This window comes from Paenibacillus sp. MAH-35 (genome assembly GCF_058135425.1).
Map to the genome: position 1 here is coordinate 222,355 of NZ_JBYUPU010000006.1, position 19,599 is coordinate 241,953.

14 protein-coding genes are annotated in these 19,599 nt (G+C 55.0%); 9 read left to right on the forward strand and 5 right to left on the reverse strand.

Going from position 1 to position 19,599, the window contains the following annotated elements; all coding sequences use genetic code 11:
- The first annotated feature begins 36 nt into the window (after positions 1-36).
- Positions 37-2,529, forward strand: coding sequence for a putative bifunctional diguanylate cyclase/phosphodiesterase (locus tag AC3Y2E_RS09005; RefSeq protein WP_379209287.1), 2,493 nt, complete (start codon positions 37-39; stop codon positions 2,527-2,529).
- Positions 2,530-2,633: 104 nt separating this feature from the next.
- Here the strand turns inward: AC3Y2E_RS09005 and AC3Y2E_RS09010 are convergent, their stop codons facing one another.
- Positions 2,634-2,795, reverse strand: coding sequence for an aspartyl-phosphate phosphatase Spo0E family protein (locus AC3Y2E_RS09010; RefSeq protein ID WP_190926329.1), 162 nt, complete (start codon positions 2,793-2,795; stop codon positions 2,634-2,636).
- A 300-nt stretch (positions 2,796-3,095) separates the two neighbouring features.
- Between AC3Y2E_RS09010 and AC3Y2E_RS09015 the strand changes: the two genes are divergently transcribed.
- Both AC3Y2E_RS09015 and AC3Y2E_RS09020 read left to right on the forward strand, forming a co-directional pair.
- Entirely contained in the window at positions 3,096-3,707 is a 612-nt protein-coding gene (locus AC3Y2E_RS09015) for a stalk domain-containing protein (protein ID WP_332072940.1), read from the forward strand.
- Between the two features lie 92 nt (positions 3,708-3,799).
- Positions 3,800-4,096, forward strand: coding sequence for a DUF1292 domain-containing protein (locus tag AC3Y2E_RS09020; RefSeq protein WP_190926333.1), 297 nt, complete (start codon positions 3,800-3,802; stop codon positions 4,094-4,096).
- Between the two features lie 93 nt (positions 4,097-4,189).
- Here the strand turns inward: AC3Y2E_RS09020 and AC3Y2E_RS09025 are convergent, their stop codons facing one another.
- Positions 4,190-4,609: a DUF1885 family protein gene (locus AC3Y2E_RS09025; protein ID WP_379209460.1), complete on the reverse strand. Its 420-nt coding sequence runs from the start codon at positions 4,607-4,609 to the stop codon at positions 4,190-4,192.
- A 213-nt stretch (positions 4,610-4,822) separates the two neighbouring features.
- On the opposite strand from AC3Y2E_RS09025, the gene AC3Y2E_RS09030 reads away from it, so the two are divergent.
- The gene (locus tag AC3Y2E_RS09030; RefSeq protein WP_379209290.1) at positions 4,823-5,110 is read left to right on the forward strand and encodes an SAV0927 family protein; all 288 of its coding nucleotides are present in this window, start codon (positions 4,823-4,825) and stop codon (positions 5,108-5,110) included.
- A gap of 87 nt (positions 5,111-5,197) precedes the next feature.
- Here AC3Y2E_RS09030 and AC3Y2E_RS09035 read toward each other — a convergent pair whose 3' ends face one another.
- Positions 5,198-6,667 carry an aminotransferase class I/II-fold pyridoxal phosphate-dependent enzyme gene (locus AC3Y2E_RS09035; protein ID WP_379209292.1) on the reverse strand — a complete coding sequence of 490 codons (1,470 nt, stop codon included), beginning with the start codon at positions 6,665-6,667 and terminating at the stop codon, positions 5,198-5,200.
- A gap of 343 nt (positions 6,668-7,010) precedes the next feature.
- On the opposite strand from AC3Y2E_RS09035, the gene AC3Y2E_RS09040 reads away from it, so the two are divergent.
- Positions 7,011-8,288 carry an MFS transporter gene (locus AC3Y2E_RS09040; protein WP_379209294.1) on the forward strand — a complete coding sequence of 426 codons (1,278 nt, stop codon included), beginning with the start codon at positions 7,011-7,013 and terminating at the stop codon, positions 8,286-8,288.
- Between the two features lie 67 nt (positions 8,289-8,355).
- Positions 8,356-9,516 carry an MFS transporter gene (locus AC3Y2E_RS09045; RefSeq protein WP_379209296.1) on the forward strand — a complete coding sequence of 387 codons (1,161 nt, stop codon included), beginning with the start codon at positions 8,356-8,358 and terminating at the stop codon, positions 9,514-9,516.
- A 187-nt stretch (positions 9,517-9,703) separates the two neighbouring features.
- Here AC3Y2E_RS09045 and AC3Y2E_RS09050 read toward each other — a convergent pair whose 3' ends face one another.
- Both AC3Y2E_RS09050 and AC3Y2E_RS09055 read right to left on the reverse strand, forming a co-directional pair.
- Positions 9,704-11,767 (reverse strand): OmpL47-type beta-barrel domain-containing protein, encoded by a 2,064-nt coding sequence (locus tag AC3Y2E_RS09050; protein WP_379209298.1) that lies wholly within the window; start codon positions 11,765-11,767, stop codon positions 9,704-9,706.
- 12 nt (positions 11,768-11,779) lie between these two features.
- Positions 11,780-13,885 (reverse strand): hypothetical protein, encoded by a 2,106-nt coding sequence (locus AC3Y2E_RS09055; RefSeq protein WP_379209300.1) that lies wholly within the window; start codon positions 13,883-13,885, stop codon positions 11,780-11,782.
- A gap of 447 nt (positions 13,886-14,332) precedes the next feature.
- Here AC3Y2E_RS09055 and AC3Y2E_RS09060 point away from each other — a divergent pair, with 447 nt between their 5' ends.
- The 3 genes from AC3Y2E_RS09060 to AC3Y2E_RS09070 are packed head-to-tail and all read left to right on the forward strand — an operon-like array spanning position 14,333 to position 19,388.
- Positions 14,333-15,355: an efflux RND transporter periplasmic adaptor subunit gene (locus tag AC3Y2E_RS09060; protein ID WP_379209302.1), complete on the forward strand. Its 1,023-nt coding sequence runs from the start codon at positions 14,333-14,335 to the stop codon at positions 15,353-15,355.
- A gap of 37 nt (positions 15,356-15,392) precedes the next feature.
- Entirely contained in the window at positions 15,393-18,317 is a 2,925-nt protein-coding gene (locus tag AC3Y2E_RS09065) for an ABC transporter permease (protein ID WP_379209304.1), read from the forward strand.
- 3 nt (positions 18,318-18,320) lie between these two features.
- Positions 18,321-19,388 (forward strand): efflux RND transporter periplasmic adaptor subunit, encoded by a 1,068-nt coding sequence (locus AC3Y2E_RS09070; RefSeq protein WP_483875095.1) that lies wholly within the window; start codon positions 18,321-18,323, stop codon positions 19,386-19,388.
- The last annotated feature ends 211 nt before the right edge of the window (positions 19,389-19,599 follow it).

Here is a 19,599-nt window from a genome sequence, read left to right on the forward strand (position 1 = left end):
TGGAGTTGCGATTAGAATGTACCGAGGTTATGGACCATGAATGTACTTATGAAGCCGCTCGTTCGTTTGATGGGGCGAATGAAATATAAACAAAAGCTGTATTTGATGGCGCTTGCAGTTATCGTTCCGTTCAGCCTGCTGGCGGTGTATTGGATTCAGGATATCGAGGACGACTCCCGCCGGCTGCGAATCGGTCGGGAAAGTCTGCTCGTTCATGATGCGCTCGTGCAAGTGTACGGCGACATACAGATCCATAGAGATTTTGCCGGACGTGTCTCAGCTGATCCAGCAGCTGTACAGGAGAAGCGCAAGGAGCTGCAGGCGGGGATCGATACGAAGCTGGCTGCTCTGGGACACGTGCTTCGCCAAACGAATGCTCCGGATAGCGTGACCGAGGAATGGCGAGCGGTCTCCGCCTACTGGAACGAATCCACGCGTGCGGAAGCGGCCGTGAGTCCGGCGGAAGCCGTCTCTGCCCACTCGAAGACGCTAAGCGCGATCTACGCGATGATGATCCGCACCGCCGAACGATCGGGGCTCGGTCATAGCGCGGACCCGGCGACGGAACGGCTGGCGGAAGCGGCTCTGACGAAGCTGCCGGTCGTCATCAGCCAGGCGGATGATCTGCGTACGGCCGCCTCCTCCGAGCCGTCTCTCGGCGCTGAAGCCTTAAGTTCGCGGGTCAAGCAGCCGGCTGAAGAAGTCGTCTCGAAATTGCTCCAATTGCGTGAAGGCACCCTTAAGCAGATTCCCGAGCCGCAAACGCAGCAGCGGTTGAACCAGGCTTTGGAAAGCGCTGTATCTGCATTTACCGTGTTATCCGCCAAGCGGCCGGCCCCTGCTTTCGAAGCAAGCTTGACTCGTTTGGACAAGGAGCAGCTCGACTCCCTCTCCCGAGAGGCGGTTAAGAAAGTATATGACGTATACGCGGAATATTCGAGGCTGCTTGACGATACGTTGAAGCAGCGCGCTGCCCGTCTGAGATCCGGCAAAGTCGTCGTCGTGCTGTTTGTCATAGCCGGCCAGCTGGCATCGATTCTGCTGTTCGCGGCCATCTACAAATCGGTTATCGGGTCGGTGGCCGAACTGAAGCGCGTATCGCGAAGGATCGCCTCCGGAGATTTATCGGCACGGGTCCGTCTGCATGCCCGCGACGAATTGCGCGAGGTGGAGACGGCGTTTAACAGAGTCATCGATTCCTTCGACCAGACGATGTCCGAAAGAAAGCTGGAAGAGGAGCAGATGCGGCACAAGGCGTATTATGACGCGCTGACCGGACTGCCGAACCGGTTCCTGCTGCAGGACCGGCTCCGCACGGCGATCTCCCATGCGAGCAGGCAAGGGGGGATGCTGGCGGTTTTGTTTATCGATCTGGACGGATTCAAGCATATTAACGATACGCTCGGACACCGGACAGGCGATATGCTGCTTCATGCGATCGCCGGACGGCTCCGCTCGCGGCTCAGGGAAAGCGATACGGTGTCCCGGGTGGGCGGGGACGAATTTATTATATTGCTGCCTGATCTGTCAGAACGGCAAGTGGCGGCTTACGTGGCGCGCAAGCTTGTAGACGAGATGTCCAAGGCGTTCGTATTCGAAGGGCAGGAATTGTTCGTATCGGCGAGCGTCGGCATCAGCCTGTACCCGGGCGACGGAACCGATTCCGACACGCTGCTCCAGAAGGCGGATTCGGCGATGTACCGGGTCAAATCAAACGGCAAAAACAATGTCCAGCTGATCGACACCGAAGACAAGGGCGGCGTGCAGCAGAAGCTGAATCTGGAAAACGAGCTGCGGATCGCGCTGGACAAAGGCCAATTCCATGTCGTCTATCAACCGATAGTCGGAGCGGAGAGCGGGACGCTGGCGGGGATTGAAGCTTTGCTGCGCTGGAACCATCCGAGACGCGGGCTTCTGTACCCGGCGGACTTTATGGAGGTGGCCCAGCAGAGCGGACTGATTGTCCGGATGGACGAATATACCCTTGCGGCCGCATGCCGGCAGATGAAGGGTTGGAAGGACGGGCTCGGATGGAACGTTCCGGTATCGGTGAACTTGTGCCTGCACCCGGAGTGGCGGGGCCGGCTGGCCGACAAAGTGTCGGAGCTGCTTACCGCGAGCGGGCTCCATGCCGATCAGCTCGTGGTGGAATTTACGGAAAACCGGGTGTTTCAAAACCTGGACGAGACGCTGCACATCCTAAAGAGCTTGCGTTTGCTCGGCGTACGCATTTTGCTGGACGATTTCGGAACCGGATTTTCGTCGTTCACGCATTTGAAGAAGCTGCCGATCGACGGGCTCAAAATAGACCGCACGTTTGTAAAAGACATTCCGCACGGACTGAAAGACTCGGCGATCACAGCTTCGACGGTAACGCTTGCTAAGCAGCTTCATATGCGTGTAGTTGCAGAAGGAGTGGAGACGGAGGAGCAGCTCCAGTATTTAAAGCAGATCGGTTGCGGTGAAATTCAAGGGTATATCATATCCAAGCCGGAAACGGCGGGTGTGATTGCAAGCCGTTTTCGGTAATGCCGGTCTGTCAGACAGCTCGGCGAATGATAGAAATTGTAACAGCAGGGAATTGTGGTGCTGAGAAAGAACCGCAGCATACTGGAAACCGGGCTGCAGGATCTTTAGCGGCTGTACCGCATGACTTTGACAATTAATTGGTCCAGCTGTTGGCTTATTTCCAGTACTTGAGGATGTCCGAAGTTGAATTCATATATTTTTGCCGTGCGCAGAAGTTGTTTTTTTAACAGGTCGATTTCGACTTGAAGGCCCGTCAGATGATTCATGATGATTCCGCTTCCTCTTTCTGATGTATATTTCTGTATCAGTTTACATGATTTTTATTGATCGTGTAACACCATTCCGTGCAGGTTTATTTTTGTTTACAAACTACTTGGGATTCATGTAGAATATAATATTTACCAATTCATAGAAAGCTCTATCAGTCATCCATATCATAGAACAAACAAACGATTCTTGCAGCTGATTCTAATAAGGTCGGCAAACTTTTGTGACGGTTTCCCGCAACTTTTTGCAAACGTGCGAGTATAACGATTCAGAACAACACGTTTGATGGAGGTAATCGCATGAAGGTGAAGCGGCTTGCCGCACTAACAGCAACATTAGTCGTGCTTGGGGCAGGAATCGTATACGCTGGCTCCCCGTGGGGAGATTATAAAGGTTTTGACAAAGTAAAAGTGCAGGTAAACGGATCGGCGGTGCCCGATGGCGATGTTCCTGCGTTTATGATCGACGGCCGTGTCGTGCTGCCGCTTCGTGCTTTATCCGATTCGCTTCAAGCCGTCGTCCAGTGGGACGATTCAGCGAAGACGGTTAATATGTATAAACCGAATGTACATATGTTCGTCGCCGAGAAGCTCGGCAAGAAAGATTCGCTCGAAACGCCGTTCGGAGCCGTACCGCTCGGCAAAAAGCTGGATTTTGTCGTATCCGCGCAGGTCGACAGCTTGACTACACCGATCGATGCGTTCAAGATCGATCTGGTGTCTCCGGCCGGTGACGTGATCCGGACGACGGAAGTGCCGATGGAACAAAGCAAGGAGAGCTTCTGGTATACTTGGCCGCTTGAAGCCGTCCATTTTGAAGCGTCCGGCACCTATAAGATTCAGTTTAAAATCAAGATCGACAAATCGCAAGATTACGCCGTCGTCTCTGAGAAAAAAATCATTTCCCAGTAAGCTCCGCGCGCCATTCGTTTCATTGACCGTCGATAGGGAACATGGTACGATAGGATGGGTTTGAAATTCAATCGATGAAACGAGGGTTTTGCATGAGCGACCATCAGCACGACGAAAATTGCGGCTGCGGAGAGCATGAGGAAGACGTATTTATTTTAACCGACGAAGACGGCAACGAACACGAGATGGTGATCGTATATACGTTTGAAACGAAAGAGAAAGCGTACGCCGTATTGCTGGACCGCAACGACCCGGAATCGGACAGCATCATTTTCCGGATCGATGAAGAAGGCGAGGAGTCTTTCCTGGTCAACATCGAAGACGATGCCGAGTGGGAGCACGTTACGGCAGTATACGAGCAGATCGTAGAATCGGAAACCGAGGCATAAGATAGCGGAAAGAACCCCCTTTGCACGAGAGTGCAGAGGGGGTTCTTTGGTTTTGCTAGAAGAGTAGCGCCGGACAGAGGGAACGTGATTCTATCACTTGCGCGGATTAAAGTACATCGTCCGGCCGTTGAACAGCCGAAGCTCAGCCTTTAAGTGACGCGCCAAATATTTGCACAATTCGTTGCCTTTGGACTTGTCGCCGTGCGTCGCGTCATCGGGAAGCGTCACTTGAATGTACGTTTTTTCTTTCTCTTCTTCGGTTTGGGTGCCGACGCCGAACAATATGTATTTATACAGAGGATTGCTGCCTTTCAAGTAAAACCATTTGCCCTGGCCTTCCGGCTTCGTCTCGATCGAATAAGGAAACGCGGAACCGGCATAGTCCCATCCAAGCTGACGGCCCGTTAGCCCGGTTTGCTCCTTGTAACGGCCGAGGTGGTCTTTGAGTTCGTCCAGCGTCAGGGTGGATGCGGCCGATCCGTCCACCAAATAAATGTAAGCGCTTTGCGCCATCGTTACACCGCCCTTGTCGTTCCGTTTGTCAATGACCATCATAGCACTTCATCCCTTCATTGACAATATCCGCTGACGCCCGCGGATGAACCAATCCCTTATCCGGGACGAGACGGATACATTTATCATTGTCAAACTGGCGAGGAGGATGGTATAGTAACTGTAAAATATTATAAATATTCAGAAAATTCAAACGAAAAGAGCGTGATTCGCATGTTTGAACGTTTGTATGATACGTCCGAGCAAGCTCAAGTGCAATTTATCGGCTATGCTTCCGACCGGGCACGCTACGATTTCGGAATTGTGTATACGAACGCCTTTTTCGGCAAACCGATCGTATTTTGTATGCAGACGAACCGTTCGACTCTTCTCGATTATGACGATCTCGATAATTTGACTTATCTGCAAAAAGCGTTCCAGCTCACAACCGCCGAAGCGGAGGAAGTATCGGCACTGATGAAGCAATTTATTCCTACCTTGTCGATTAAGGATCAATATTAAAGGTTCGGACCGGACACCAAAACGGAGGGGGGCCAGGGGCTCCTCTCCGTTTTGTATGGGCTGCCCGCCGGCAGAACGACAAATTTCTCAGAAAATCGGCTTGGTTTCGACGATCACTTTGACGAATTCGATCGTGCGGTCTTCCGGGCCTTTGACCGGCAATCCGACCTCCAGATGATCGACGATATAATCGATGTTGTCCTGAGAGATCACTTCGCCAGGAAGCAGGATCGGTATCCCGGGCGGGTATACATAAATAAATTCGGCCATAATGCGCCCCGCAGATTCTTTAAACGGCACAATCTCCGTATCTCCGTAAAAAGCGTCGCGGGGGGTCAGAGACAGCTGCGGAATTTCCGGAATGTGAATGACGAGCTCGTTCGACTGATTGACGTTGTGCGTTTCCTTGGAGAGCTCCGCCAGCGCCTGGATCAAAATGTCGACATTCTCCTGCGTATCGCCCGGTGTGACGAGGCAGAGAATGTTGTACATATCGCTCATCTCAATCTCGAGATTGTACTTCTCCCGCAGCCAGTTCTCGGCGTCATACCCCGTAATGCCCAGATGGCGTACGTGCACGGTCACTTTGGTCGGATCGTAGTCAAACGTCGCTTCCGTCCCCAATATTTCTTCCCCGAAGCAATGCAGACCGGGTATTTCATTAATCGCCCTGCGGGCGTATTGGGCCAGCTGCAAAGCTTTCTCCGCGATTGCTTTGCCGTTCAGCGCCAAGTTTCTGCGAGACGTATCGAGTGAGGCCAGCAGCAAATAAGACGTCGAAGTGGTCGTCAGCATGCTGATGATCGTCTGAATCCGGCGCTGGTTGATTCTCGGACCTTGCACGTTCAGAATCGAGCTTTGCGTCATCGAGCCGCCGAGCTTATGAACGCTGGTGGCCGCCATGTCGGCGCCGGCTTGCATCGCCGATATCGGCAAATCGTCATGGAAATGAATCAGCGACCCGTGAGCCTCGTCGACGAGTACGGGAATATCGTAGCTGTGCACCAGCTCGACGATTTCTTTCAGGTCGGCGCATACTCCATAATAGGTCGGGTTGATCACGAGCACCGCTTTAGCGTCCGGATGCCTGCTTAACGCTTTTTTGACGGAGCTGGTCGTGACCCCGTGATCGATCCCCAGATTGGCGTCGCGCACCGGCGACAGGAAGATCGGTTTGGCACCCGAGAAAATGATGGCAGACAATATCGATTTATGCACGTTGCGGGGAACGATGATTTTATCGCCTTCTCCGACGACGGACATAATCATGGTCATAATCGCACCGCTCGTGCCTTGGACGGAGAAGAACGTATAGTCGGCTCCGAATGCGTCGGCTGCGAGCTGCTGCGCTTCCAGGATTACCCCTGTCGGCTGGTGAAGATCGTCCAGCGGCGCTATATTGATCAGGTCGATCGAAAGTGCGTTATCTCCGATAAACGAGCGAAACTCGGGATCGGAGCCGACCCCCGTTTTGTGTCCGGGAATATGAAACTGAATCGGGCGTTTGGCCGCATGCCCGGTCAGTGCGGTAAATAAAGGGGTGCGGTTATGATCCATGCGGTCATCCCTTCCTTCCGGCGATTTCGAATGATATGCTTAAAGAGTTGTTCAAAAAGTCCACTTTTGATCACGGACTTTTTGAACTTGCGCTTAAAACTAAACAAGCTTGAGTATATCAAATTGGGCGGGTGATGCAAGTTTTTATTTCATTAAAACTTGCACCGTTGATGCAAAGTTTTTATTTCGTGAAAAACATGCATCGTCGATGCGAACTTTTTATTTCATTAAAACTTGCATCGTAGACTTCCCTCAGCGAACATCGGCTTCGCAACGTTTTACGACCCTGCTCCTGGGGTAGACTAACCAATAAGTAGATTCTTATATCGGCTGAGGTGAACAAGTGAACCGGTTACTATCGTTTTGGAACGAACAGAAAAAATTTCTTACTCCTTTCGTGGTGTTGCTTTTGGTCATTATGTTTATTGTTGAATTCGTGAAGGGAGCGATTCTCGTCTCGATTTTGCCGATATATATGAAGTCGGTACTCGGGATTACGACGTTTTTAATCGGCTGGACGCTTGCGCTTCAATACATAGGCGACAACTTGTTCCGTTCCCCGATCGGCTGGCTGATCGATAAAGTCGGCTATCGTCCGGTTATGCTAGGCGGGGTGATCGTGACGCTGCTGTCGGTGCTTATTCTCGTGTTTTTTCGTCAGCCGTATTGGATCATGCTGTCCTGCACGCTGCTCGGAATCGGCACATCGCCTTTATGGCCCTGCGTCATTACGGGGGCGACGAATTCGACGGGAGAGAAGGCGACTGGCACTACGATGTCGGTCATCTATATGTCGTGGTTATCCGGGGTCGGCATGGGGCCGGTCGTCATCAATTTTTTTATCGGAGACACCTACAGAACAGCGTTCGGAATTTTGCTCGGCCTGATGGTGCTGACTGTCGTCGTCTCGCTGTTTTTGCCTGGCAAAGGATACGGCTCGGATCTGAAGTCCCTGGTGAACGATTACCGGGCCGAGCACGGGTCGCGCGGGTCCGCAGAAGGCTTCTTTACCCGGCAAGCACGCAAGATCCGTTTATATATGGATGAAGTGCGCCGTTCGCTCCATGTCAGTTGGGTATTTTATCCTTCGTTGTTCGCGCAGACGTTCGCTCTCGGGTTGCTGACGCCGGTGCTGACGCTGTATGCGAGGACGATCCTGAACTTGACGCCTGCCCAGTACAGCCTGTTTCTGGTTGCCGGGGGAGCGGTTACGGTACTTTTTCTTATCCCTGTAGGCAAGCTTGTGGACCGTTTCGGCGTCCGCTGGTTTATTAATATCGGGCTCGTGCTCAGCTCTGCGACGCTGTTGACGTTCACATCGGTGAAGTCTGTGGGCTGGGTGCTTGTGTTGGTAATGCTGCTCGGGATCGGTTACGCCCTGATCATCCCTTCCTGGAATGCGCTTATCGCTTCGGTTATTCCGAAGGAGAAGCGCGGCGCGATCTGGGGGTTTTTCCTCACGATCGAAGGATCGGGCAACGTGCTCGGACCGATCCTATCGGGCAAGCTGTGGGATTCGATCGGCTATCAGGCGCCGTTTCTGTTAAGCGGGTGCGTGCTTGCCGTCCTTTTCGTTCTACAATTGTTCATTTTTGTCGACCGTAAAGTTATGGTAAGATGATTAAAGCGCCTGCAAACGCAACGGTTTGGTTAGTGTTGTATACTACGTTTTCGGAGGCCTTTCGTCCATGAACAAGCAGATTGGGGTCATCATGCTCATTCTGGTGACCATCTTTATCGGATTCGGCATTATTATTCCGGTCCTTCCGGAAATTGTCAGTCCTTTTCATCTCAGTATGATGCTAACGCTTTACTCCGCGATCTCGTTCGTGATGTCGCCGTTTTGGGGCTCGTTATCGGACCGGATCGGCAGACGGCCGGTGCTGCTGCTCGGTCTTGTCGGATTTGCCGTGAGCTTTCTGATTCTCGGCCTTGCCGGCGACTCGTTATGGCTGATGTATGTGTCCCGCATCCTTGGAGGCGTGTTCTCCGGCGCGGCGACTTCCTGTGCAGTCGCTTATGTGGCGGATATTACGACGGAGAGCAACCGGACGAAAGGGATGGGACTGGTCGGCATGTCGATCGGGCTCGGGTTCATTTTCGGTCCGGCGATCGGCGGGCTGCTGGCGGGCTTCGGCTTGTCGATTCCGTTTTTCGTCTCCGCAGCCTTGTCGCTGATCACGTTTCTGTTTGCGTGGAAACGGCTGGTGGAGTCGCTTCCGGCAGAGAGCAGGGGACAGAGCGGCCAGAAGCGGGTGTCCCGATGGACCGCTTTCTCGGGTCCGCTCAAATATTTGTATGTGCTGTCGTTTTTCGTGACGTTTACACTGGCCGGCATGGAGGCGACGCTGCAATACTTCCAGATGCTCCGGTTTAATGCGACTCCGATGGATATCGGCATTATGTTTCTGGCGAGCGGTATCGTAGGGGCGGCCATTCAGGGAGGCGTCGTCCGGAGGCTGGTCAAACCGGGGGACGAGCCCAAAGTGATCGCGATCGGGCTGCTGCTGTCTTCGGTCGGATTTTTCCTGATCCTCCTGTCGTCGAACTTGCTGACCGCTTCAATTTATTTGACCGTATTCGGTGCGGGCAACGCTTTGATCCGTCCGTGCGTGTTGTCGCTCATTACGCAAAAAACGAAAGTCGGCCAAGGCGTAGCGACGGGCTTGAACTCGTCCATGGACAGCCTCGGCAGAATCGCCGGACCGCTGATGGGGATGGGCGCCTTTCACCTTAATGTCAATATGCCGTTCGCGATCGGCGGCGTCCTGTGTCTGGCCGCAATCCTGCTGCTCGTTCCGTACCGGGCGCTTGACCGCCGGATGAAAGCGGAAAGCGCGGCAGGCTGATCGCAGCCTGCTTGCAACGAGGACGGCTCCTGCCGGTAACATTCCTGCGGACGCGTCCGCTGTGTTCACCTCGAGCCGCAGATTTTTTCTAGCTGCACATATCCGCTTCGAAAACATATAAAGCCCCCCGGTAACGCCTGACGGCATTTCCGGGGGGCTTTGTTGATGCGTCATGCGTTTGGCCTTGTTACTTCGTTACCGAAACGGTAATCGATGCACTGGAGGTCACTCCGGCATAGTTGACCAGCTCGGCCCGATACGTATACGTCCCGACCGGCTTGCCGCTTATAAGCGTCGCCGCCGATTGCGCCTGAGGCGTCCGGGCGGTCAACGTCTGCGTGTCGATCAGCGTTCCGTTCTCGTACAGCCGGTACGTCTCTCCGTTCGTTCCCCACCACATATTCATGCTGATCGTGAAGTTCCCGTCCTTATCCCAATTATCGTGAGAGAGAACGGCTTTGGCCGGTGCGGCATCGGTTACGTTAACGGTCAGCACGCCGCTTTTCGTCGTGCCGTAAGCGTTCGTAAGCTCGGCGTAGTAACGGTAGGTGCCGTTAGGTTTATAAGTGACGGACGTAACGGTCGCCTGCGCATGAGGCGAATTGTCGAGTAGCGTCCGGGTGTCGATCACCACGTCGTTCTCATACAATTTGTACGAGCTGCCGTTATTGCCCGACCACATGTTCATCGTGATGTTGTAGCTGCCGTCCGCAAGCCCGGTATCGTGTCCGTTGTTGTGGGATAAAACCGGTAGTCCCGGCACTCCGGTGCTTTTCGTTGCGATATTCGTCACGGTAGCGGTTTGACTGCCTGGATTGCCTGCTTCATCGATAAATTCGAACGTAAAGCTGCCGTTGGCTTGGAACGTATAGCTGGCCGATCCGCCATTGTTCGTAATCGTAACCGGTTCGCTTGGCGTCAAGACCGCGGTAACCGGACCGCTGGTCGGAGAAGTGCTGCTGTAGGTGACGGAAGCGGCCGGCGCTGTTGTATCGATCCGCAGCGAAGCGGTCTTGACGGCTTCGCCATTGCCCGCCATGTCCGTCGAACGGTAGCTGATCGTATAGGAGCCATCCTGATCAAGGACGAACGGGCCCGTATAAGCGTTCCAGGCAGCTCCGCCGTTCAGGCTGTACACGGTGTCCATGACGCCGGCGCCGCGGTCGTAGGCGGACAAGGTGACTGTAACCGGATTGACGTACCATCCGTTCAAGCCGTCCGGCTGCCCCGGCGACAGTTCCGCAGTCGTTGCGGGAGCCGTGCGGTCCATCAGCATGTTTTTCAAGTATATCTTCCGCTTGTCGTCCACGTTGTAGCGCAGCTCCATCCAGGTCCGAACGTTCTGGAACAGCTCATCCGTTTGCACCGCATTCAAGCTCGCCAGTTGGCTCATCGGTGCGCCTTTCGAAGTGCCGTCCTCGATCAGGGGCAGGACGATGCGATTGTAGAAGGCGATGTCTTGCGTAGCGGGGTTCTGTGACCAATAGGCGTTCAGCTCCGCGGATTTGGTTTGAAACGACGCCCAAGCTTTGGCCAGCACATATTTCTGGATCGCCATCCGCTGCTCCGCCGTCGGGGCTTGAAAGCGCAGCAGGTTGAATTTCCCGGGCTGATGGACGTGTCCTCCCCAAGTCTGGCCGTCGGAAGGAGACCAGCGGATCAGATTGAACTGCCAATCTCCACCGTTCAGCGGCAAACGATCGTACACGTTCTCCCAAGGAAAAACGACCACCGTTCCCCAGCCGGTCGGGATTTGTCCCGTATTCACCTTGACGCTGCCTTTCAGCGGACGGTTATCCCGGTACTCGGTCTGCCACTCGTAATATTCGATCGGCCCTCCGTCCGTCGGCACAATCATCTGATGGTAGGGGAGATCGCCTTCCCCGGGGACTACAAAAAACTCGAACGAGCTCGGCTTCAAGCTGCCGCCCGCATCGTTCTCCCATTCGTTCGCCTGGAAAAACATATACAAGCCGTCCTCGCGATATACCATATAAAAGGAAGTTTCGCGCGGACCGCCCGGCGGAATCGGGGTACCGGGCCAATATACGCCGAACCGCGTTTCCTTATATGCCGGATTGTTGAAATAAGAGCTTTGCGCCCAATCCGTCGGAGATTGGAGCGATTGCTCCGTCCAAGTAACCGGATACACCTTCTTCGTCTCGGCCTGCGCACTCGCTGGGCTCATACCCGAAGCGGCCCATACAAGCGCAAGCAGCAGGATGATAACTCGCCCTGATTGTCGGAACATCGTACCGCCTCCTTAGTGGGTAGTTTCCAAATCAAGCAACAGCCCGATATGCCGGATCATCTCCAGCCGGAGCAGATCTTGATTCGTCGAGCGCTCGTCGACTTCTTCGAGCCAAATCAAGGCGTTGTTCGCGGCGGCTACCCGATCGGCTTGACCCGATGCAATCGCGGCGGCGGCAACCTGCTTGAGCTTGGTCGCATAGCGGATGTCGTCAATCCCTTCGCGGAACCCTTCCCAGGCGATCGTGTCGATCAATTTCGTTCTTGTCGGATAGACGAGGTTGAAGTTGCGGAATTCGTCCTGGATCGAGTTGTCGTTCCAGATGTTCGGAGGGCCTTCATAGAAAATATAATTGTATGTAGCGTCATAGTTGGCTTTGTACGTCCACATCCCGTGACGCTGGCGCATCAGGTCGGGATTTTCCGGTCCGGTATGCGGGTACGCGTAATTCGTAATCATTTTGTCGCTGCCGAAGGAGTGCCACATATCCGCCTTTTCGCGGGTCGGCTCTCCGACGATATTCAAGAAGTTTTCTTTCACATCCAGCTCGAAGTGGCGTTCGGTGCCGGTAGAGAACACTTTAGCTCCCTTGTCGTGCATGTACTGCCACATCTCCTGCTGGAACTGCAGCATCGACCAGGAAGGCTCATCCCAGCCGTCAAAATACAGGTTCGTGTGGCCGACGAAGCTGGAGACATAATCGTACGCCTCGTCGAGCGCGGCCTTTTGCGCGTTAACGCCGTTTCGCCATGCGTCGTAGAGGGTGTCCATCGCCAGCTTGTTCGCTTCGGTCGGATTCGCTTCATAGGTCGCTTTGGCGGCCAAATAACCTGTATATTTATTGAAAATGTCGTAGGGAGGAAACGTCTGCTTCACGCCGAATAACGGGTTCAGACTGAGGCCGGCCTGCTGCATAAGCTCCAGCTGCTTCGTGAAGGTCGCCCGGTCGGCAACCGAATATAGCGGTCCGGGGATATGAAGCGCGTTATGATCGGCGAGATTCTGGTAATCGTTCAGCAGCTTGGTCTCAACGAGAGCGAGATCCCCCTTGGCTTGAACCAAATGTTCTTTTACTCGGCTTTGGTGGTAAAGCATGACGTAAAAGTCTTTGTTCACATCGTAATACGTTTTCGGCTGAGGAAGCTCATAAGGAAGGACGCGGACATGTAAGGCGAGGCTGCCTGCCGGGACGCCGTCCGCTACGATATCGATCGAGCCGGTATAAAAGCCGGCGGCGGCTTGGCCGGGAACCTTCAAGGTAAGCCACATCTGCTTCGATTCCCCCTGCTTCAGTTCGATCGGCAGAAGAGTCGGGCTGTCCTCGACGGGTTCCTCGTATGTGTTGAATTTGGTCGCCGGGATGTTGGAGATGTCTTTGTACTGGGAGCCGGTCGGGTAGTCGACGCGCAAGGAGTTGCCTTTGCGGTTATGGTCGACGAGAATGAGGTTTTCATCGTGCAGCAGCAGCTCGGGAACCAGCACTTGCTTGGAGGAGTCGCTAAAGTAGCTTTGCCAGGCCGTTCCGCCCTGATACCAGGTTTTGACGACCCGCAGATCGATAGCGCCGGCCGGAATCGTGCCGCCTTCCCCTGTCAAATCGCTGACGGCAAAGGTGACAGAGCTTACATCGGAGAGCGGGGCGAGAACGAAGGAAGCTGCTTCGAATTCCCCTTTCGCCGAGATGACCGAGAGTTGATCGGTTAAGGCGCCGTCTTGCGGAAGCGTATCCGGCAGCCGCTTTTCCGGGCTGATCGGGGGAGCCTCGTAGACGATAAAAGGCGAGTTCGCCCAAGGGGCGCCGCTGCTGAGCAGGTTGACGTCCGCGGCCAGCTTCAAGGCGTAGCTCAGCGCCTTGTGCGTGGTCAAGCCGGCCTCGGGCGTGATGTCGGCTGAGCCCAGCACCGTATTGGCTTGATTGCGAACGCTTTCAAGAAATTGCTTCAACGGAAGCCGGTCGGTAGTGCCAAGGAGCACATCCAGTTCACTGACTTGGGCGGCCAGCCCTTCTCTCGACCAGGAGTCGCCCGGAGCGGGGGAAGCAGAATTCGCCATTGCCGGCGAGACAACGAGAAGCAAGGTGCAGAGCATAGTGACGACAAGCATCAGACGCTTGAACAACAAGATCACTCCCTCGTATTCCATTGTGATGGTTGCAGTCTGCGCACACTGCAGCCTTATATTTCACTCCACTGCGGCTTGACTCGGGCGGCCAACCCCAATACAGCTGCCGCACTGCAGGAAATAACGAATTCTCCATATCTGCTTCACCCTGCTGTAGCTGTAACCATCGGCGTTCTCGTGTATCCATTCTCCTCCTGTCCTCTTAGAAAACGGTTCGATTCATATTATACATCATAATTTATGTATGTAAATGTTTTTCTCATTTGCGCATTATGTATCGAAATCATGCGGGTACAGGATAAAATAAGCAGATAAAATCTTTGTTTTTTTTCATTATGCAATTTATTTATATTTATAAAAGTGGTAATATGCAGTTAACTGGAACAGGAACGGACCTGGAGAAAGACGGATTCGGCATGAAGTTTTCCCGTGGAGGATGGACGAATGCGGAACAGAATTAGCTGGGAGAGAGCGGGCTTGACCGGACTGGCGTGCCTGACGCTGGCCTTGTCCGGATGCACATTGTGGCCGAAGGAAGAATCGGTGCTGAAGCCGCCGCTCGTATTGCCGCAGAAGGAAATCTACAATTTGCACGAAGTGAAGCGGGGGACTGTGACCCGGCAGGTGAAAGGGACGGGCGTGTTCCAATCGTCCGACGTCGTCAGTCAGCACTTTTATTCTACAGGCAAAGTAACGGGCGTTCCGGCAAAACCCGGAGACCGGGTCCGGCAGGGAGACCCACTGATCGAGCTGGAGATCGGGCTTGGCGATATCGCCGTCAAGGAACGGGTCCGGGACTTGGCGAAGGCGAAGCGCAATCTGAATCTGGCCAAGGAAAGCCGGGACGAGGAGCTGATTCCGATCCGAATATTGGAGGTGGATATCGCCGAGCGATTATGGAACGATGCCCAGTCGCAGCTGGAAGGCAAAACGATGCGGGCGCAAATCGACGGCATTATCGTCGCGATGGAAGAGGTGAAGATCGGAGATACGGTTGAACCGGCTAAACCTTATGTAACGATAGCCGATCCGCAAAGGATCGAGCTGACCTACACATCGTCCGGCTCCGATAATGTGCAGGAGGTCCGGGCCGGGATGCGGGCCGACATCGTGTACCGGGACCGGCAACTGCAAGGGACGGTGGTCCAAAGTCTGGCAAACGCACCGTCTACCGGTCAGAAACCGCAAAACGCCGGTTATGCGAAAACGATATATGTGCGGCTGGACGATGCCGGCATCCGCCCGGAGCTGAACGACAGCGCGGAAATTCAAATCATGCTCCAAAAGAAAGAGAACGTCATCGTCATTCCGAGGTTCGCATTAACCTCTGTTCTGGGGCGTACTTACGTCAAAGTGCTGGAAGGAGAACGGATTCGGGAGGCCGATGTAGAGACCGGGCTCGAGTCGGCCACAGAAGTCGAGATCGTCAAAGGGCTGGGAGAAGGGCAGCAAATCATTATCCAGTAACAGCCGGGCTCCGCACTCCACTAAGTCGGGAGGTATCGTGTTGGCACTGCTTCTCATGATGGTGCGCAAGCTGGCGAATAACGGATGGCTGGCGATTTGTCTTCTCGGCGGGCTTGTTATGTCCGTGGCGCTCGTAAGCAGCATCCCGATCTATACCGATGCGGTATTGCAGCGGATGCTCATTAAGGATCTGGAGCAATTCCAGATTGCGTCCGGCCGTTATCCCGGAATTTATTATGCGAAGGCGGTTATGGGAGGCACTTCCTACTGGGATACCGGGGACTACAAGCCGGAGGACCGGCCGCAGGCGGTACGGACGCTGGACGACTTCATGCGCAAGGAAGCGGCTCCCGGATTCGGACTGCCGGTAAGCGAGCTGGTGCGCGAGAGAAGGACGACCTATTATTCGGTGATCCCTGCGGAACAGACCCGGATCGAATTGGGGACGAACCGGCAAATCGAGCTGGCGGCAAGGTCCGGCTTGTCCCAGCATATTCGTCTGGTAGACGGCAGATTACCGGCCGATCGGCCTGTGGACGGGATCTACGAGGCGCTTGTGACCGAGCAGTCGCTGAAGGCGTTAAATATGGTGCTGGGCAACTTATTCGTTATAAACGACGAGGAAGCGAAGACGAACATCCGGATCATACCCGTCGGCGTCGTCGCCAAGAAGGATAATACCGATCCTTACTGGTACAACCAGTTTGAAGACTACGCCAAAACGTTTTTTATCGACTTCGAGCTGTATGAACGCGACTTTACGACAGGGGAAGTGCTGCCGACGGCAAGCGCCGGCTGGCTGTTCCTGCTTGATTACTCCCGGATGGGCCTTGATTCCATGCACCGGTTTGTTGAGACGAGCGAACGAATCGAATTTTTTTTATCAGACCGGTTCCGTACCTACCTTACCGAAGTCCCTGCCATGCCGACATTGCAGACGTACTTCCAACGGGAAGCCAACTTAAGGAAGATGCTCTGGTCGTTGTACGTGCCGATTATGATTATGCTCGCTTATTACCTGTATATGGTGTCCAGCCTGATTACGGAGCGCCAACAAACGGAAATTGCGGTGCTGCGCAGCCGCGGAGCCAGCCGGCTTCAAGTCGCGGCCGGCTATATGATCGAAGGGCTGCTGCTGGGGGCTGTCGCGCTGGCGATCGGACCGCCGCTCGGCTTGCAACTCGTCCGCTTGCTCGGCGCTTCGAACGGGTTTCTCGAATTCGTCAACCGTTCGGCTCTGCCGGTCCGGTTGAGCGGCGAGTCGTACCGGTATGCGATGTATGCGGTCGCAGCCTCCGTCCTGATGACGCTTTTCCCCGCGCTCGCCGCAGCCCGCCTGTCGATCGTCAGCCATACTCGGCAGTTGGCCCGCCGCGGGAGCCGTTCGCTATGGCACCGATTCTACATAGACTTCGTGCTGGTCGCGGCCGCGGTATTCGGCCTTCGCCGGTTCGACAGGCAGCGCAGCGACTGGATGCGAATGGGAGCGGACGGCTCCGACTTCTCCGTCGATCCGCTGCTGTTCTTTTTTCCCGCGATGTTTATCTTGGGCGCGGGACTGCTTATGCTGCGCTTTTATCCTTGGCTGCTCCGACTCATCTATTGGACCGGCAGGAAAAGATGGCCCCCGGCGCTTTATGCGGCGCTGATCCAAGTCGGAAGAGCCGGAGCGCCGTATTTGTATGTGATGATGTTTCTGATCATGACGATCGCAATAGGCCTGTACAGCGCAAGCGCGGCAAGGACTTTGAACGAAAACGCGGAGCACAAGATCCGTTACAATAACGGCGCGGACCTCGTGCTGAAGCAAGCCTGGATCAGCGACGCCCCGCTTCCGGGCTCCGCAGGCCCGACCAGCCGTTTACCAGGCAGCCCCGGAGAGCAGGCGAGCGCAGGCGCTATCGGGGCGGATACGGGTTCGGCGAAGCGGACTCACTACGTGGAGCCGCCGTTCCAGCCGTTCTGGGAGCTTCCGGGCGTACAGTCCGCGGCCAAAGTATTCGTGAAAGAGGAAGCGAGGTATGCGGCCGGCAAGGAGGGCGGACCGATCCGGCTGATGGGCATTAACACAGCTGAATTCGGACGTACAGCATGGCTGAGGAAAGGCCTGCTGGAGCATCATCTGAACGACTATTTGAATCTGATCGCGACCGATCCGTCAGCGGTATTGATTTCCCGAACGATGGCCGATCAGGGGATCAAGCCCGGAGACGTGATTTATATCGATTGGAGCGGCGTTCCTGCGAAGCCTTTTACCGTTTACGGTGTAGTCGATTACTGGCCGGCCATGAATCCGAATCCGTCCGGGCGTGTCCGGGGCGGCGTGCTCCCGGAAATACCCCGCTTCGTGATCGGTCATCTCGAGTATATCCAGCTGGCGCTGGCGCCCGAGCCGTATGAAGTGTGGATCAGATTCAAGGATGGGGAAAGCAGGCAGCCTCTGTACGATGCGTTGACGGCGAACGGCATCAGCTTGATCTCGGTGGCGGATACGCGGGAGGAGGTCGTCGCAGCCAAAAACGATCCTTTTCAGCTGGCCGTAAACGGGGTGATGACGCTCGGCTTTCTCATCGCCGTGATCATCAGCTTTACCGGTTTCCTGCTGCATGGGGTACTGTCGCTCTCCGGACGGCTCGTGCAGTTCGGGATCTTGCGGGCCATGGGCAAATCGTTCCCGCAGCTGCTAGGGATGCTGGCTGCCGAGCAACTGCTGACGACCGCCGCCGCCGCGGTAATGGGCGGGCTTGTCGGTTGGGTAACGTGCGCTTGGTTCGTCACGCTGTTCGAGATCTCCTTCAGTCCTGCGGCGCAAGTACCGCCATTCCGGGTAACGTTCGATTCCGGCGATTCGCTGAAGCTGTATGTGATCGTGACCGGTATGATCACGGCGGGGCTGGTTGTTCTCGGCTGGCTGCTGTCCCGTATCCGAATTCACCAAGCGGTCAAGTTAGGAGAGGATTAGGCGGTGATGATCTTGGGGCATGGACGAAGGACGGACCGATCCGCTGCGAGAGGAGTACGGCGCTTCACGCTTTCTCTGACCGCCGTACTTCTGGCAGCAGCGCTCCTGGCGGGATGTTCGCTTCTCCCGAAGCGAAGCGAGTCCGGTCCCGGGCTGATCGAGAATGTCCGGGTAAAAGCCGACGTCTGGGCGGTGAAGAAGGGGACGCTGACCGTCGAATTAACCGGAGCTGCCATAGTCGTCCCGGCCTGGGAAAAGTTTTATTCTTTTCAGGTTAACGGGACGGTTGGGGAGGTACGGGTCAAGCGGGGGGACCGGGTCGGCCGGGGAGACGTGTTAATGCGGCTGCAAACCGCGGATTTCGCTTTATCGCACGCCCGGCACAAGCTTGCCGTCGAGAACATGAAGCTGGCGCTTCGCCAATCGCTGAAGTCCGGTCATCCCGACGATATAATGATCGACCGGATGAATCTCGAGATCGAACAGTTGAAGCTGTCCCGGCTGCTGGACAATCAAAGCAAAAGCGAGCTCGTCTCGGCAGCAGACGGAATCGTGACGTTTCTGGACGATATCGTAGCCGGGAGCAAGGCCGAGACGTACCGGAACGTGGTCGGCGTCGCTCCATCCGGTGCGTTGCGGCTTCAATATACGGGAGACCTGTCCGCTTACGCAGGCGGGATCAGGCCGGGGATGCCTGTCGCCATACAGGTGGAAGGGGCGACGGTGAACGCCCGGGTAGCGGGGGCGCATTTGACGATTTCTCAAGATAACGGTCATCAGCAGCAAGCCGAAACTAACGAGAACACCCTTTTTTTTGAATTCGCGGGCCCGCTCCCGGACGGACTGACGCTTGGTGCCAGCTTGAATTTCAAGCTGGAGCTGGCCAGCAAGCCGGATGTGCTGACGATCCCGCGCCGGGCGCTTCGGTATGAGAACGGCACGGTTTACGTACAGATTGCAGACGCGGATACACGCCGGGCTGCGGAGGTGCAGACAGGCCTCGTCACCCGTACGGAAGCGGAGATCGTAAGCGGGTTGACGGAGGGGCAGCTCGTTGTGATCAGTCCGTAGCCGACAGGCGAGCGAGAGCGGATGTTTCATACCCGTGAAAAATGTCGGATTTTCGCTGGATATTTCATTCGAAATCCTTATATTTATCACAAGTAAGAAAATAGTACACATTCATGAAAAAATTCATTGACTATCCGGATTTGCGGATATAAAATTTTGTTAGCGTTTCCTATTCGTCAGATCATACGGGACAGTTCAAGGATAAGGGGAG

Excerpts from the sequence above, each read along its gene's own strand:
- AC3Y2E_RS09020 (WP_190926333.1), top strand. The coding sequence starts at position 3,800 with ATGAGCGACCATCAGCACGACGAAAATTGCGGCTGCGGAGAGCATGAG.
- AC3Y2E_RS09015 (WP_332072940.1), top strand. The coding sequence starts at position 3,096 with ATGAAGGTGAAGCGGCTTGCCGCACTAACAGCAACATTAGTCGTGCTT.
- AC3Y2E_RS09010 (WP_190926329.1), bottom strand. The coding sequence starts at position 2,795 with ATGAATCATCTGACGGGCCTTCAAGTCGAAATCGACCTGTTAAAAAAA.
- AC3Y2E_RS09050 (WP_379209298.1), bottom strand. The coding sequence starts at position 11,767 with ATGTTCCGACAATCAGGGCGAGTTATCATCCTGCTGCTTGCGCTTGTA.
- AC3Y2E_RS09045 (WP_379209296.1), top strand. The coding sequence starts at position 8,356 with ATGAACAAGCAGATTGGGGTCATCATGCTCATTCTGGTGACCATCTTT.
- AC3Y2E_RS09005 (WP_379209287.1), top strand. The coding sequence starts at position 37 with ATGAATGTACTTATGAAGCCGCTCGTTCGTTTGATGGGGCGAATGAAA.
- AC3Y2E_RS09035 (WP_379209292.1), bottom strand. The coding sequence starts at position 6,667 with ATGGATCATAACCGCACCCCTTTATTTACCGCACTGACCGGGCATGCG.
- AC3Y2E_RS09025 (WP_379209460.1), bottom strand. The coding sequence starts at position 4,609 with ATGGCGCAAAGCGCTTACATTTATTTGGTGGACGGATCGGCCGCATCC.
- AC3Y2E_RS09060 (WP_379209302.1), top strand. The coding sequence starts at position 14,333 with ATGCGGAACAGAATTAGCTGGGAGAGAGCGGGCTTGACCGGACTGGCG.
- AC3Y2E_RS09030 (WP_379209290.1), top strand. The coding sequence starts at position 4,823 with ATGTTTGAACGTTTGTATGATACGTCCGAGCAAGCTCAAGTGCAATTT.